Below are 13,422 nucleotides of genomic sequence, written 5' to 3'. Positions count from 1 at the left end.
TTCTATACCAAATTGCTTAGTTTATTCAAAAGACCTTTTATGCCTTTTAATTTTCTTATATCAAGCCCTTTATGGCCCATTTTTATAAGCAACCTAGAAGCGATTTGCTTTAACTCAAAACTTGGGTTTGCATACTCAAATTCTTCGCACATTAACGACCTTTTTTGAGCGCAAATCGGCACAATGCTACTTTTTTTAATAAAGCCTAAAAGGTTTAAATTTAAAGGTGTTTTTATATTGTTTTTGGCTACTTTTTTTATATTTTCGAAAATCAAAACCGCTTCTTCTTCGTCTTTTGCAAAATTTACTATAAATAAAAAATCACTCTTGCTAGATAATTTCATCATAGCGTAAGCACCGCTAATGGCAGCTGGTTCGGGTATTGTAACTATAATATTTTCATCTGCATTATTCATAATATTCTGCAAAGCATTAAAATTGCCGTTAGCACAATCAATAATGATAAAATCAAAAAAGTCCCTATTTTTCAGACCAGAAAAAACTTCTTTAAGCACAGATTCGTCGCTAAATTTATCAAATTCACTGCCTTCGCTTGCGATAAAATACAAATTTTGATTGATTTCATTAAACAAATCGTCTATGCCGCACTCTTCGCCTATAAAATTTGCCAAATTTGCCCCGCTTTTTGCGTTTATTATTATGTCTAAATTTGGCAAATCTGAAACTTCCAAAAGTGCCGTTTTATAGCCATTTTCAGATAAAATGTAAGCTAAATTTGCAGCTATTTGGCTTTTTCCGACTCCGCCTTTGCCACTTGTTAAAGCTATTATTTTCGTCATCTCATAAGTCCTAGCGGTAAAATTACGCTTATTCGCTCATTTACGCCATAATGCGGTAAAATAAGTCTTGGCGATTTTCTAACCTTTTTATCAAAATACAAAATATCTAAATCAAGCGTTCTTGGAGCGTTTTTAAAGCTTCTTTTGCGACCAAATTTAAGCTCATATCGTTGCATGATTTTTAGCGTCGTATTCGGGCTTAGCGAAGTTTGCACAAACATAACGGCGTTTAAAAAATCATCTTGCTTAGTGTAGCCAAAAGCTCTGTTTTTTAAAATCACTGAGTTTTGCGTCACAAAAAATCGCTTATCGTTTTTTAAATTCATAAAAAATTTCTCAAATCTATTTTTTACATTGCCGATATTTCCGCCGATTCCAAGCACAAATTCGCCCTTAAAATAGCGTTTTTTAGCCCTAAAAAACGGGAAAAACGAACTTTTTATAAATTTAATCGCATCGCTAAATTCGTAAAAATCGTTATTTTTGATAGTTAAATTCATAGTATCTCGCACCCATTTTTCGTGACCACGACGACATCTTCGATTCTTACGCCAAATTCATTTTGCAGATAAATCCCTGGTTCTACGCTAAAAACCATGCCCTCTTGCAAAATAGTCTTGCTTTTTGAATTTATCACAGGAAATTCGTGTATATCGATACCTACGCCGTGCCCCGTGCTATGAAAAAACTCTTTTTCAAATCCGCATTTTTTTATAAATTCTCTTGCGGCAAAATCCACTTCGTTAGCTAAAATTCCCGGTCTTATCGCTTTTATGGCTAAGTTTTGCGCTTCTTTGACGATTTCATAAACTTCTTGCATTTTTGAATTTGTAAATTTCTGCTCTTTTGAGAATTCTAAATTTCCGTCATACAAAGCCGTTCTAGTTCGATCAGAGCAGTATCTTTTAAACTTAACCCCCGCATCAAGCAAAAGCAAATCGCCTTTTTTCAAAGTATCCCCGCAAGGCAAAGCGTGAGCCTTTGCGGCGTTTTTATTAAGAGCGATTATCGGCTCGAAAGAAAGCCCAAGTTCGCCTTTTTTTGTAAAAATCAAATTCGCATTGTAAAAAAGCTCTTTTTCGCTTAAATTTTCGCCGTGTAAATTTAAAAAATTTGCAAATTCGTCAAAACACTCTGCCCCAAATTTAGCCGCCTCTTTTAAAATTTCAACTTCGTCGGCACTTTTGATAATGCGTTTTTGTTTGCTAAAAAAGGGTTTTGGCGTGAATTTTATATGCAAATTTTCGCTTAAAAGTTTAAAATCAGCATAGCTAAAATCATTTGGATCAAAAACTAAACTTTTTACACCCAAACGCCTAAGCAAAAACCTAGCTTCTTTTATCAAAGGACGATTTATTACGATAACTTCGGCATTAGCGATGTTTTCTCTTGCTTCTATGCCGTATCTTGCGTCGGTCAAAAAAAACGCCTTTTCACCCACTCGCAAAAAAATTTCGTTATCGCAACTATAACCGCACTCGTAAAATACGGCGTTTTCGTCCTTTAAGATATAATTCATTTCTCTTCGTTTTGTGCAGCTTGAAGTGCTTTTATTTGTTCAAAAATTTGAAACATTCCCATTAACGCAAGGTGGTATCCAACAGGCCCAAAGCCGATGATTTGTCCTGCTGTAACAGGCGCGATAAGGCTTTCTTTTCTAAATTCTTCTCTTCTAGCGATATTTGAAATATGCACTTCGATTGTAGGAAGCGCAACCGCAGAAATAGCATCTCTAATGGCGATTGAAGTGTGCGTATAGGCAGCTGGATTTATGATAATACCATCAGCCGTGCCAAGGCACTCTTGAATTTTATCCACGATTTCGCCTTCGAAATTGCTTTGAAAAAATTCAATCTCAATCCCTGCTTGATCTGCGGCAGCTTTCATTTGTTTGTGAATATCCTCCATTTTCATTCTGCCGTAGATTCCGGGTTCTCTAAGCCCAAGCATATTGATATTTGGTCCTTGAATTACCATAACTTTCATTTTTGTGTCCTTTTTTTGAAAAAATTTATTGCGATTATAGCCAAAGCTAACTAAATTCTTGCTATAATCACAATTTGGAGTAAAAAATGAAAATTTTAAAAGCAAAATATTTACTTTTATGCGATGAAAAATTTACGATTTTACAAGATAAATCAGTCGTTTTCGATGAAAAAATCGTCGAAATTTGCGAATTTAAAGAAGCGTTAAAAAAATATCCAAATTCGCAAATTTACGATTTTTCAAATGACATTGTGCTTCCTGCTTTTATCAACACGCACACACATTTAGAATTTAGCGCAAACGCCACGACCTTGATTTACGGCGATTTTATAAAATGGGTCGGCAGTATCATAAAAAGTCGCTCAAAACTTTCGAAAAAAGCAACGCAAAATTTGATTGCAAAGCAAATAAAAATTATGCAAAAAAGCGGTGTGGGCACTATCGGCGAGATTTCTAGTTTTGGCATAGAGGCTGAAATTTGCGCTAAAAGTGGGGCAAGATTTGTCTTTTTTAATGAGGTTTTGGGAGCAAATGAAAATGTCGTAGAAGCGAATTTTGCAAATTTTATGGCTAGATTTGAAAATTCGCAAAAATTTAAAAGCGATATGTTTATTCCTGCTGTTTCGGTGCATTCGCCCTACTCCACACACGAAAAACTGACAAAAAAAGTTTGCGAATTTGCTGGGCGTGAAAATTTGGTAATCTCAACCCATTTTTTAGAGAGTTCGCACGAGAAAAAGTGGCTTGAAAGCGGCACGGGCGAATTTAAAAAATGGCTTTCAAATTTTAACAAAAATCCAAAACCATTTTATACGCCTAGCGAATTTATCGCCCATTTTAAGGGCATTAGAACGCTTTTTACCCATTGCGTTTGGGCTGATGATTTTTCGCATTTTGACCCTGCCCTGCACTCGGTTACGACTTGCGTTCGCTCAAACAGACTTCTTAGTAAAAAAAGAGTAAATTTAAGTAAAATATTAAATTCAAATTTGAGCCTAAATATCGGCACGGACGGGCTTAGCTCAAATTTAAGCCTAAATTTTTTAGATGAGTTAAGGGCAAATTTATTTATGCACGAAAATATCGCCATTGAAAAACTAGCGCGAATTTTGCTCTACTGCGCCACTAACGGTGGCGCAAAGGCTCTTGGACTAAATTTAGGTAGTATCGAAAAAGGTAAAATCGCAGACTTTGCCGTTTTTAAAGGCTTTGAAGTGGCGAATTTAAGCCAACTTCCACTGCAACTAATCTTACAAAGCAAAAACGCAAAAGAACTATTTATTAAAGGACAAAAATGCAATTTTTAAAGAAAATTTTCACCCCGATTACGGCGACACTCACATTTATCGGCAAACATTTTAAGGCTTTGTTATTTTTATTGATTGTCTATATCATTTTCTTTTCTGGCGAAAGCGTTCAAAATTCAAACGCAAATTTGGTTGAGATTGAGTTAAAAGGCGAAATTATCGACGCTACTGAAATTTTAGAAAAAATAGATGAAGCAAGTGAAAATAACGCTATAAAGGGCGTTTTGCTAAATATCGATAGTCCCGGTGGCGCACTAAGTCCAAGCGTAGAAATTTCAGAAGCGATAAAATCGCTAAATTCGCAAAAGCCAGTCGTAGCCTACGCAAGTGGGACAATGGCAAGTGGTAGTTTGCTAAGTGGAATTTGGTCAGAAAAAATTTATGCAAACAAAGGAAGTTTCATCGGCTCAATCGGCGTGATTATGCAAGGATTTGACATTTCAAATTTGGCTAACAAAATCGGTATCGGCGAACAAGTCGTAAAGGCAGGTGAGTTTAAAGAAGCAGGAACGATGATGCGAAAATGGAGCGAAAAAGAGCGCGAAAGTTTGCAAAATTTGGTTAATAAAAGCTATGAATTTTTCGTTGGCGAAGTGGCAAGTGCTAGAAAACTTGACGCAAATAAAAGCGACGAGTGGGCGAACGCAAGGGTGTTTTTGGCTGATGATGCTTTGCATTTGGGCTTGATTGACGGAATTTCAAGCCACAAAGAAGCAAAAATCGCACTTGAAAAATTAAGCGGTGTTGCGTTGCCGATTTGGCAGGAGCTGCCGCCGTATGAAAAAATGCTAAATAAACTCACAGCCAAAGGTGAAATGATGATAAGGTCGCTTTTGAGCGCAAAAATAATGGCGAAGTGATTTTTAAAAAATATTCAAGACAGAGTGGGCGTAGTAATTTAAAAAATTTTACGCTTTTAAGCGTAACACACTTTTCGTGTGTTAGCTTATAAGGCGTGGAATTTTTTAATTTAATCCGTCAGGTATGGGGAATTAGCTCATACCAGCCGTATTCGTCGCTACCGAATTTAGCTGTGAAAAGTGGTTTAAATTCTAGAACGCTTCTGAAATTTTGCCCGTTTTTGAGCTCGTTTGAACGAAAAAACAGAAATAAATTTACACTTTTTGCGATTTCATTTAGCAAATTTTGCCCACCTTCTATCATCACTAAGCCTGAATTTAAGGCAGTTTGCAAATCATTTGTGATTTGCACATTTCGGTCCGCAACGCTAAAAAGCGGGATAGTTTTATCAAACTCTCGTTGCCTAGAATAGATGAAAATATCTGGATTTTTCCCATTCGCAATCAGCCTAGTATCGAGCTTCGGGCGGTCCGTGCGCACAGTGTTTCCGCCAATCATCAAGCTATCGCAAACGCTTCTTAAATAGTGCGAAAATGTGCGAGATTTGGCGTTTGAAATTTCGCCCGTAATCACGCCGTTTGCAGAAAATGCGAGTTTAAAAAAGCTAAAATTCCCGCCATTTTGCCACTGCAAAAATGGCTTTAAAAGTGCGTCGCACTCGTCTTTTAAAACGCCAAATTCCACTTCTACGCCACTTTGCGCTAAGATTTCGCCGCCGCCACTAGCTTTTTCGCTTAAATCCGCAGAGCCGATTACGACTTTTTTAAAGCCTAAATTTTTAAGTAAATTCGCGCATGATGGCGTTTTGCCGATATGGGCGCAGGGTTCGAGAGTAACAAAAGCGGTTGTATTTTTAAGTAAATTGTCGTGATTTTGCGTGATAAATTCATAAACGAAATTTGCATTTAGATTTTTGAACTCTAAAATTTGATTTGCAAAGCGTGATTTTGGGGATACTACGCCGAAATTTTCAAAAAAATCGCCGTAGATGAGATTTTGCGGATTTTTGCAAATTTCGCTCAAATTTATGCCAAATTTGTTTTCATAAATTTGCAAAAATTTATTTAAAAATTCATCGCTTATCTCGCAAAGTGCGACAAAAACGGCGTTTGCTTCGGCGTGAAGTAGTCCAGCTTTTTTATGAGAATTTATGCTTAAAATTTTGCCGTGCGTATCGGCTACTACGCACCCCACAGCAGGATTTGGAAAGGTTAAAATTTGATACTTCCACGCTTCTTTCAGAGCCAAGCGCATATAAAATTCGTTAGTCATTTTCCAGTCTTTTTAGCTCATCACAACCAAGCTTATAACCCAAATCGCACGCTTTTTTATAATTTTCCTTTGCCACAAAAATATCTTGCGAAGCGCCTTTTCCAAATTCATACATAGTTCCCAAAACACCGCAACTTTGCGCGACTTTTTCATCGCAAGAATACTCTAAAAGCTCTTTTGCTTTTTTATAATCTCTATCAATAAAATCATAGTTTTTAAGAAAATTTTCTAAATTTGCACAATTTTCGCCGTCGTTAAATTTGCAACTTTTTTCATAAAATTCGGGCGAATTTTGGACATCACTCGCCATATTTCCGACCAAATACAAATATCCCAAACTACCACAACCATAATTATTTTTGAAATTTTCACACGCTTTTGTGTAAAATTTATGCGCTTCTTTTAAATTTGTTTCAAAACCAAATCCGTTTTCATAGTGAAATCCTACCGAATTACAAGCGTTGCTATTATTTAAATCACAAGCTTTTTTATAGTATTTATTGCCTTTTTCGTAATTTTTTTCATAATCTGAATAAATTCTACCCAAACCATAACAGCTTCCATTATGGTCTAAATTGCAAGCTTTTTCAAGATAATTTATGGCTCTTTTTTCATCGATTTCATCTTTTTTTATAATGTTAGCAACACCAGCATAAATATTAGCCAAAACATAACACGCATTGACTTCGTTTAATTCATTACACATTTTTAGTGATATTTTAATAGCTCTATCATTGTCTTTTGGTTCGTTTTCTAAGTAACTTGCAGCCAAAGAAGCACAGCTCCCCAAATAATCTAAATCACAACCCTTTTTAAAATATTGTCTTGATGTTAAAATATTTTTCTCTTGATTTAATAACAAACCCATATTGTGACAACTTCCAACAAAATCTTTATTGCAAGCTTTTTCATAATATTTTTTTGCTTTTTCTAAATTTATTTCTTTATTTTTATCACCTATTTCGTTATAATAACCAAGATTATGGCACGAAGCATCATTGCCTAAATAACAAAAAATGATTGCTTGTTTTTCTTTACCCAAAAATAATATAAATACAAATGCAATTACAAATAAAATGATTTTTTTCATTTAAATCCCTTGAAATTGATTGTTTAAATTTGAGTAAATTTACCACTGTATATAAGTTTTCGCCTTTTTTATATCGCTAAATTTAATGCAAATTTCGCCGTCAGTAGTATCTAAATATAAATTTTCATCTTCGAATTTAAGGATTTTTCCGCAAATTTTATCTTTTTCGCTCGTGGTTATTTTGACTAACTCGCCCACGCTTTTGCTAAAATGCTCTATTTTGCTTAGTTTTCTCTCCAACCCAGGACTCGATACTTCTAAAAAATACTCCCCGCTAACAGGCGGTTCGACATCGAAAATCGGCGATAAAATGCGACTTAGTTTTTCGCAATCTTCTAAGCTCACGCCACCGGTTTTAGTCACAAAAACTCTATAAATCGTTTTGCCGTTTTCGCTAGCTGTTTCGCAATCGTAAAATTCCAGCCCACACTCGCTGGCAAGGGCGTTTAAATCAACCATTTTTATTTAAATCCTTACTAATTTTTTCAAACAAATCGTCCATTTTGTTTTGGTATTCGAGCCTATCGTCGAATTTAAAGTGAAGCGCAGGTGAGCGAAACCAGCCCTCGGCTTCCATGCAGTGGTTTTGGATAAAACGGCTTACTTTTTTGAGTTTTGCCAAGATTAGCTCTTGCTCCCTTTCGTCTAAGCCCATTTTATCGAGATAAACAAAGGCGTCATAGCGTCCTCTTTTGCACTCGACATCGGTTACGCAAAGCCCGTGCAAAAACTCATCATCAAGCTGCGATAAAGCCTGTGGAATCAGCTCTTTTAGGACACTTGCGGTTCGTAGTCGTCTTACTTCGTGAGCGTTCATAAATCACCTTTATAGCGTGGCTTGTTCTTCTTTTTCTTTGAAGCTTTCGATGAAATCCCCAACGCGCATATCGTTGTATCCGTCGATACCGACACCACACTCGAAGCCCTTAGCGACCTCTTTTGCGTCATCTTTAAAGCGTTTTAGTGAGCTTATGTTTCCTTCGAAAACCACCACGCCGTCGCGGATTACGCGGATTTTAGCTCCCCTTTGAATCGAGCCTTCTGTAACCATACAACCAGCAATCTGTCCGATTTTTGGCACATTTATGACTTGGCGAATTTCAGCTTGACCAAGGTCTTCTTCTCTGATAATCGGACTCATTAATCCACCCAAAATCGCCTTAACATCGTCAAGCAAGTTATAAATGACATTGTAAGTTTTTATCTCTACACCGCGTTCTTTGGCTTTTTCTTTGACTTCGCCTGTCGGGCGGATATTAAAGCCCAAAATCACGCAGTTTTCACTCGCACTTGCTAGCCCCACATCGTTTTGCGTGATACCGCCAACGCCTGAGTGTATGATATTTACCTTAACTTCGTCGTTGCGAAGTTTTTCTAAACTTGCCTTAATGGCTTCAAGAGAGCCCACCACATCGGCTTTTACGATAACAGGAAGCGATTTTAACTCGCCTTCTGCGATTTTTGCACTTAGCTCGTCGATTGTAACCTTTGTCGATTTTGATAGCTCTTTTTGGCGTTGGTGCTCGTAAATTCGGCTCGCATACTCTCTTGCTTCTTTATCGCTTCCAACGCCAATTAGCGTTTCCCCGGCTTCCGGGACTTCGCTAAGACCAATGATGACACCACACTCACCCGGAGCAATCGAGCTTAGCTTTTTGCCTTTATCATCATTTAGGGCTCTAACCTTTCCATACGCCACACCCGCAACTACCGTATCACCCACTTTTAGTGTGCCGTTTTGGACAATGACGGTGGCGACAGGACCACGACCCTTTTGAAGTGAGCTTTCTATAATGGTTGCTTTTGCTTGGCGAGTTTTGTCGGCTTTTAATTCAAGCAAATCGGCTTGAAGCAAGACGATTTCAAGCAAATCTTCAATTCCCATACCTGTTTTAGCTGAAATCGGCACAAATTCATAGCTTCCGCCCCACTCGGTCGGCATTATATCAAGTTCCGCAAGTCCTGTTTTTACCAAATCAGGATTTGCGTTTTCTTTATCCATTTTATTGATAGCGATGATTATCGGCACACCGGCAGCTTTCGCATGATTTACGGCTTCTTTTGTTTGTGGTTTTACGCCATCATCAGCAGCCACCACAATGATAACAATGTCGGTAACTTCTGCACCGCGCGCACGCATAGATGTAAATGCTTCGTGTCCCGGGGTATCGATAAATGTGATATTTCGTCCGTTTTTCTCGACCATATACGCACCTACATGTTGAGTGATACCACCTGCTTCGCCGCTGACAACACGAGAGTTGCGTATAAAGTCAAGCAAACTTGTCTTTCCGTGATCGACATGCCCCATAATGGTAATTACTGGCGCTCTTGTGGTTAAATTTTCTTCTACAACCTCATCTTCGTAAGCCTTGACATAGTCGAATTCTTCGGCTTCATTTACGATATTTACCTCAATGCCAAATTCTTCTGCCAAAATCTCAATCGCATCTTCGTCCAAAAAGTCGTTTTTGGTCGTCATCATACCGAGCAAAAATAGCTTTGAAATGATTTCACTAGGCTGTTTTTTGATTTTTTCGGCAAATTCATAAACACGAATTTCTTTTGGGATATTTACAGAAGTTACGCTCTGCTCATCATCTTTTTTGACGACTTTTTTATGTTTTTTGCGACTTCCACGGCTAATACCCGTATCGTTCCCGTAAAACTGCGTTTGCGAACCTTTGTAGATATTTGGTTGATTTTTGGTTTTTGTTTTGTTTTCGACTTGAATAGGCTTAACCGTAAGATCAGGCAAAACTACCATATCTTCATCATCATCGATGACTATGTCGGCTAGTTCGTGATCACTTACAAGCTCGATTTTTTGTGTTTCTTCTTTTTTTGTGGCTTGAATTTGCTTTTTCTCTTTTTTCTTTTTCTTCAAATTCATCTCGGCATTTGAAAAAATCGCTTCTAAATTTGCAGTGATTTTCTCAGCTTTTGGCTTTTCGGCACTTTGTGGTTGTTTTGACGGAAGATTTTCTTCTTCAATATCTTTTTTCTTTTTTACTATCACTAGCCCACGGCGTTTTTTAAGACTTTCCATAGCTAGGCTCTCGCCTTTTTCAAAAATGTCGGCTTTTGGTTTTGGCTCGATTTTTGGCTCTTCTTTTTGAATTTGTGGTTTTTGGGCTTTTATTTCAGGGGTTATTTCGGGTTCTTTTTTTTCTTGGGTTTGCGGTTTAGGAATTTGGATTTCTTCTACTTTTTCGACCTTTTTTTCTGCTTTGATTTCATCTTTTTTGGCAACTTTTTGGCTAGATTTAGCCGTTTTTTTGCTCTCTTTTGGCTTTTCTTCTTTTTTTGGTTTTTCAGCCTTATCTTTTGCAGGTTTTTCATCTTTTGTGCTTTTTTTAGTGCTTTTTTCTTCTGTTTTTTCTTTTGGTTTTGCACTTTTTTCAGCTTTTGGCGCCTTTGGCTTTGTGGCACTTTGTGGCAAAATCCCTGTTTGGATATATTTATAAATCGCATCCGCTTCTTCGTCTGAGACGACATTTGTTTTGGCTTTTATCTTTTTAAAGCCCATTTCCTGAGCTTTTTGTATGATTTCCTTTGAATCATATCCAAGTTCATCAGCTATTACTGAAATCTTAACATTCCCCATTTAAAAGCTTCTCCTTCAAATCATCATCATCAAAATTTATCGAATTTAAAAATTTTGATAGTCTTTTTTTACTATTTTTGTCTTTTTGATTTATACATGTGTTGCAGATATAAAAACTTCTACCGCTTTCTTTTTTCACAGCAAATTTGCTAAGCTCGGATTTTTCAAGCCTAACTCTACAAATCACACACATTCTTATCGGTTTATGACCCTTAAACATTAATTATATCTTTTTTTTTCTTAGTTAATTTTAAATCCGCCGTTATCAATATCCAAAATTTCAACTCTAAATTCAGTGAAATTTTCCGATAAAACTTTTTTTAGTCTATCTGCATTATCTTTAAGCGTCAAATTTAAAAACGACGATCCGCTACCTGAGAGCGAACTCATCAAAGCGCCATTTTTATATGCGATTTCACGCACTTTAAAAAGCTCAGGCAAACTAGCCATGCGAATTTCTTCGTGCATTTTATCGATACAGGCAAGGCGAAGCATTTTATAATCTTGTTTCATAAAACAAGCCGTTAAAAACGAAGCATGAGCTAAATTCGAAACGCACTCTTTCATCGTGTAATTTTTAGGCAATTTTGTGCGAGATTCGTTTGTACTCATAGGCTTATTTGGGATTACCACGACCGCTTTTATATCTGGTGAAATTTCGCATTTTTGGCAATAAACTTTGCCGTTATCAACAATAGAGCTTACAAAGCCACCATGCACGGCAGGAGCGATATTGTCAGGGTGGTTTTCATATTCTAAGGCAAGATTTAAAATTTTACTTCTATCTACGCTAAATCCACACATTTCATGTGCTGCTGCGATGGCTCCGACGATCACGGCTGAACTTGAACCAAGACCACGCGAAAATGGGATATTATTTTGAAAAACAAAACGAAAATTTGCCTGATTTGACGAAAGTTTTGAATAAATTTCTCTAAAAATATTCAAAAAAGAGTTATTTTTTCTAAGCGAAATTTTCTCGCTTCCTTCTCCGCAAAGTGAAACCGAAGTTACCTTTTGTTCGGTAATTTCAACGACATTAAAAAGCTCTAAGCTAAGACCAAGAGCGTCAAATCCCGGTCCTAAATTTGCACTAGTAGCTGGAATTTTGATAATCAATTTCTCTCCTAAACGGCACCGATAATGTAATTTGGTAGTATATCACTATTTTTATTTAAATTTGATAAAGTTTGTGGCAGATCAAACGCTTTTGGCTCACATTTTTCTAGCACGATTTCGCCGTTATGATATACAAAACTTAAATTTTTATTTGCTCTAATGGGGCTAAAATTATTTAATTCAAATCCGCTAATCGCAAATAACGGAAAATTTAGCGCGGTCGAGAGTGTCTTTAAGATGACATAGCTTAGTTTTATCCCCATAAAACTACCCGGAGTGTTTGCGTAAATCACGCTTTTAATCTCATAAATTTGCAAAATTTCATCAAATTTAGAGATTAGAAAATCTCCCGCTTTTTCGTTTTCATCGCTAGTAAATTTTTGGATTAAATCTCCGTTTTCGTAAATTCCAATCAAAACGGGCGTTGTAAGGGCAACAACGAGAATTTCAACTTGTTTTATGAGTGCGACCTTATGCAAAAACTTTTGAGTAGGCTCTAACGATTTCTTCATTTAGGCTTACGATTTCGTAGTTTTTAGCGTCGCTAAATACGGCTTTTGTAAGCTTGTGATTTAAATCATGACTTCCTGCGTAAGCTGTATAATCTCCCAAAATCGGTGCGCCCATTAAAGATAAATCGCCGATCGCGTCTAAAATTTTGTGGCGGACAAATTCGTTTTCATAACGCAACCCTTCCGGGTTTAAAATTCTTGTATCATCGATAACAACGGCATTTTCTAGGCTTCCGCCAAGTGCTAAATTCATCGAGCGAAGCATTTGAACATCTTTTAAAAATCCGAAAGTTCTAGCTCTTGCGATTTCTTTTAGATAATTTTTTTTGCCGAATTCAAAAACGAAATTTTGTCTTCCGATTAGCGGGTGCGAAAATTCAATCGTATAATCAAATTTAGGATTTTTGCTTGGACTTAATCTAACAAATTTATCATTTTCTCTTACTTCTACGCTTTGTTTTATGATGATTGCTTTTTTATCTTCGTCAAGCTTTTTCGTTCCTGCTTCATCAAGTAGCATACAAAAACTTATCGCACTTCCGTCCATAACAGGGATTTCATTTGCATCGACAATGATTCTTATGTTGTCGATTCCGTAGCTATTTATCGCACTTAAAATATGCTCGATAGTCGAAACGAAGCCTTTTTCATTTCCCACGACCGTCGCCATTTGCGTATTTACGACATTTTGGGGTGTGGCTTTGAAACTAACGCCCAAATCGCTTCTATAAAATACAATTCCGCTATCAGCTTCGAGCGGTTCAAGAATAAGTTTTATAGGTTCGCCTTTGTGAAGACCGATTCCAACGCCTTCAACTCGCTTAGCTATGGTGATTTGTTTCAAATTTCGTTTCCTTTTAAAAATTTC

Annotated in this window: 15 protein-coding genes; 2 read left to right on the top strand and 13 right to left on the bottom strand. The window is 36.8% G+C overall.

Going from position 1 to position 13,422, the window contains the following annotated elements; all coding sequences use genetic code 11:
* Positions 1-2: 2 nt before the first annotated feature.
* From PF026_RS00950 to aroQ, 4 genes are read right to left on the bottom strand one after another with little or no spacing between them, the layout of a single operon-like run.
* Positions 3-800, bottom strand: coding sequence for an AAA family ATPase (locus PF026_RS00950; RefSeq protein WP_270863162.1), 798 nt, complete (start codon positions 798-800; stop codon positions 3-5).
* Positions 797-1,300, bottom strand: coding sequence for a 2-amino-4-hydroxy-6-hydroxymethyldihydropteridine diphosphokinase (gene folK / locus PF026_RS00945; RefSeq protein WP_270863161.1), 504 nt, complete (start codon positions 1,298-1,300; stop codon positions 797-799). Before folK ends, PF026_RS00950 begins: the two co-directional genes overlap by 4 nt.
* Positions 1,297-2,319 carry a M24 family metallopeptidase gene (locus tag PF026_RS00940; RefSeq protein WP_270863160.1) on the bottom strand — a complete coding sequence of 341 codons (1,023 nt, stop codon included), beginning with the start codon at positions 2,317-2,319 and terminating at the stop codon, positions 1,297-1,299. Before PF026_RS00940 ends, folK begins: the two co-directional genes overlap by 4 nt.
* Positions 2,316-2,786, bottom strand: a complete 471-nt coding sequence (gene aroQ, locus PF026_RS00935; protein WP_270860159.1) for a type II 3-dehydroquinate dehydratase — start codon at positions 2,784-2,786, stop codon at positions 2,316-2,318. Before aroQ ends, PF026_RS00940 begins: the two co-directional genes overlap by 4 nt.
* A gap of 86 nt (positions 2,787-2,872) precedes the next feature.
* Between aroQ and mqnF the strand changes: the two genes are divergently transcribed.
* The gene (gene mqnF, locus PF026_RS00930) at positions 2,873-4,093 is read left to right on the top strand and encodes an aminofutalosine deaminase family hydrolase (protein ID WP_270863159.1); all 1,221 of its coding nucleotides are present in this window, start codon (positions 2,873-2,875) and stop codon (positions 4,091-4,093) included.
* Positions 4,081-4,953: a signal peptide peptidase SppA gene (sppA, locus tag PF026_RS00925; RefSeq protein ID WP_270863158.1), complete on the top strand. Its 873-nt coding sequence runs from the start codon at positions 4,081-4,083 to the stop codon at positions 4,951-4,953. Before mqnF ends, sppA begins: the two co-directional genes overlap by 13 nt.
* Positions 4,954-5,071: 118 nt before the next feature.
* Here the strand turns inward: sppA and ribD are convergent, their stop codons facing one another.
* The 9 genes from ribD to lpxC are packed head-to-tail and all read right to left on the bottom strand — an operon-like array spanning position 5,072 to position 13,398.
* A complete protein-coding gene (ribD, locus tag PF026_RS00920; protein WP_270863157.1) occupies positions 5,072-6,226 on the bottom strand; it encodes a bifunctional diaminohydroxyphosphoribosylaminopyrimidine deaminase/5-amino-6-(5-phosphoribosylamino)uracil reductase RibD in 1,155 nt (384 codons plus the stop codon).
* Positions 6,219-7,316 (bottom strand): tetratricopeptide repeat protein, encoded by a 1,098-nt coding sequence (locus tag PF026_RS00915; protein ID WP_270863156.1) that lies wholly within the window; start codon positions 7,314-7,316, stop codon positions 6,219-6,221. Before PF026_RS00915 ends, ribD begins: the two co-directional genes overlap by 8 nt.
* Positions 7,317-7,355: 39 nt before the next feature.
* Positions 7,356-7,775: a ribosome maturation factor RimP gene (rimP, locus tag PF026_RS00910; protein ID WP_270863155.1), complete on the bottom strand. Its 420-nt coding sequence runs from the start codon at positions 7,773-7,775 to the stop codon at positions 7,356-7,358.
* The gene (rbfA, locus tag PF026_RS00905) at positions 7,768-8,133 is read right to left on the bottom strand and encodes a 30S ribosome-binding factor RbfA (RefSeq protein WP_270859239.1); all 366 of its coding nucleotides are present in this window, start codon (positions 8,131-8,133) and stop codon (positions 7,768-7,770) included. The genes rimP and rbfA overlap by 8 nt, the downstream gene beginning before the upstream one ends.
* Before the next feature lie 9 nt (positions 8,134-8,142).
* Positions 8,143-10,923 carry a translation initiation factor IF-2 gene (infB, locus tag PF026_RS00900; RefSeq protein ID WP_270863153.1) on the bottom strand — a complete coding sequence of 927 codons (2,781 nt, stop codon included), beginning with the start codon at positions 10,921-10,923 and terminating at the stop codon, positions 8,143-8,145.
* Complete coding sequence (locus PF026_RS00895; protein WP_270863152.1) at positions 10,910-11,143, bottom strand: hypothetical protein; 234 nt, start codon at positions 11,141-11,143, stop codon at positions 10,910-10,912. The genes infB and PF026_RS00895 overlap by 14 nt, the downstream gene beginning before the upstream one ends.
* A 20-nt stretch (positions 11,144-11,163) precedes the next feature.
* A complete protein-coding gene (thrB, locus tag PF026_RS00890; RefSeq protein ID WP_270863151.1) occupies positions 11,164-12,042 on the bottom strand; it encodes a homoserine kinase in 879 nt (292 codons plus the stop codon).
* Between the two features lie 8 nt (positions 12,043-12,050).
* A complete protein-coding gene (locus PF026_RS00885; protein WP_270863448.1) occupies positions 12,051-12,458 on the bottom strand; it encodes a glycoprotease in 408 nt (135 codons plus the stop codon).
* A 55-nt stretch (positions 12,459-12,513) separates the two neighbouring features.
* Positions 12,514-13,398, bottom strand: coding sequence for a UDP-3-O-acyl-N-acetylglucosamine deacetylase (lpxC, locus tag PF026_RS00880; RefSeq protein WP_270863150.1), 885 nt, complete (start codon positions 13,396-13,398; stop codon positions 12,514-12,516).
* Positions 13,399-13,422 lie beyond the last annotated feature (24 nt).

Origin of the sequence: Campylobacter sp. CS_NA3, assembly GCF_027797495.1 — a bacterium.
Taxonomy (GTDB): domain Bacteria; phylum Campylobacterota; class Campylobacteria; order Campylobacterales; family Campylobacteraceae; genus Campylobacter_B.
This window is presented reverse-complemented; position numbering and strand designations above follow the sequence as displayed.

Excerpts from the sequence above, each read along its gene's own strand:
- PF026_RS00950 (WP_270863162.1), bottom strand. The coding sequence starts at position 800 with ATGACGAAAATAATAGCTTTAACAAGTGGCAAAGGCGGAGTCGGAAAA.
- folK (WP_270863161.1), bottom strand. The coding sequence starts at position 1,300 with ATGAATTTAACTATCAAAAATAACGATTTTTACGAATTTAGCGATGCG.
- PF026_RS00940 (WP_270863160.1), bottom strand. The coding sequence starts at position 2,319 with ATGAATTATATCTTAAAGGACGAAAACGCCGTATTTTACGAGTGCGGT.
- aroQ (WP_270860159.1), bottom strand. The coding sequence starts at position 2,786 with ATGAAAGTTATGGTAATTCAAGGACCAAATATCAATATGCTTGGGCTT.
- mqnF (WP_270863159.1), top strand. The coding sequence starts at position 2,873 with ATGAAAATTTTAAAAGCAAAATATTTACTTTTATGCGATGAAAAATTT.
- sppA (WP_270863158.1), top strand. The coding sequence starts at position 4,081 with ATGCAATTTTTAAAGAAAATTTTCACCCCGATTACGGCGACACTCACA.
- ribD (WP_270863157.1), bottom strand. The coding sequence starts at position 6,226 with ATGACTAACGAATTTTATATGCGCTTGGCTCTGAAAGAAGCGTGGAAG.
- PF026_RS00915 (WP_270863156.1), bottom strand. The coding sequence starts at position 7,316 with ATGAAAAAAATCATTTTATTTGTAATTGCATTTGTATTTATATTATTT.
- rimP (WP_270863155.1), bottom strand. The coding sequence starts at position 7,775 with ATGGTTGATTTAAACGCCCTTGCCAGCGAGTGTGGGCTGGAATTTTAC.
- rbfA (WP_270859239.1), bottom strand. The coding sequence starts at position 8,133 with ATGAACGCTCACGAAGTAAGACGACTACGAACCGCAAGTGTCCTAAAA.
- infB (WP_270863153.1), bottom strand. The coding sequence starts at position 10,923 with ATGGGGAATGTTAAGATTTCAGTAATAGCTGATGAACTTGGATATGAT.
- PF026_RS00895 (WP_270863152.1), bottom strand. The coding sequence starts at position 11,143 with ATGTTTAAGGGTCATAAACCGATAAGAATGTGTGTGATTTGTAGAGTT.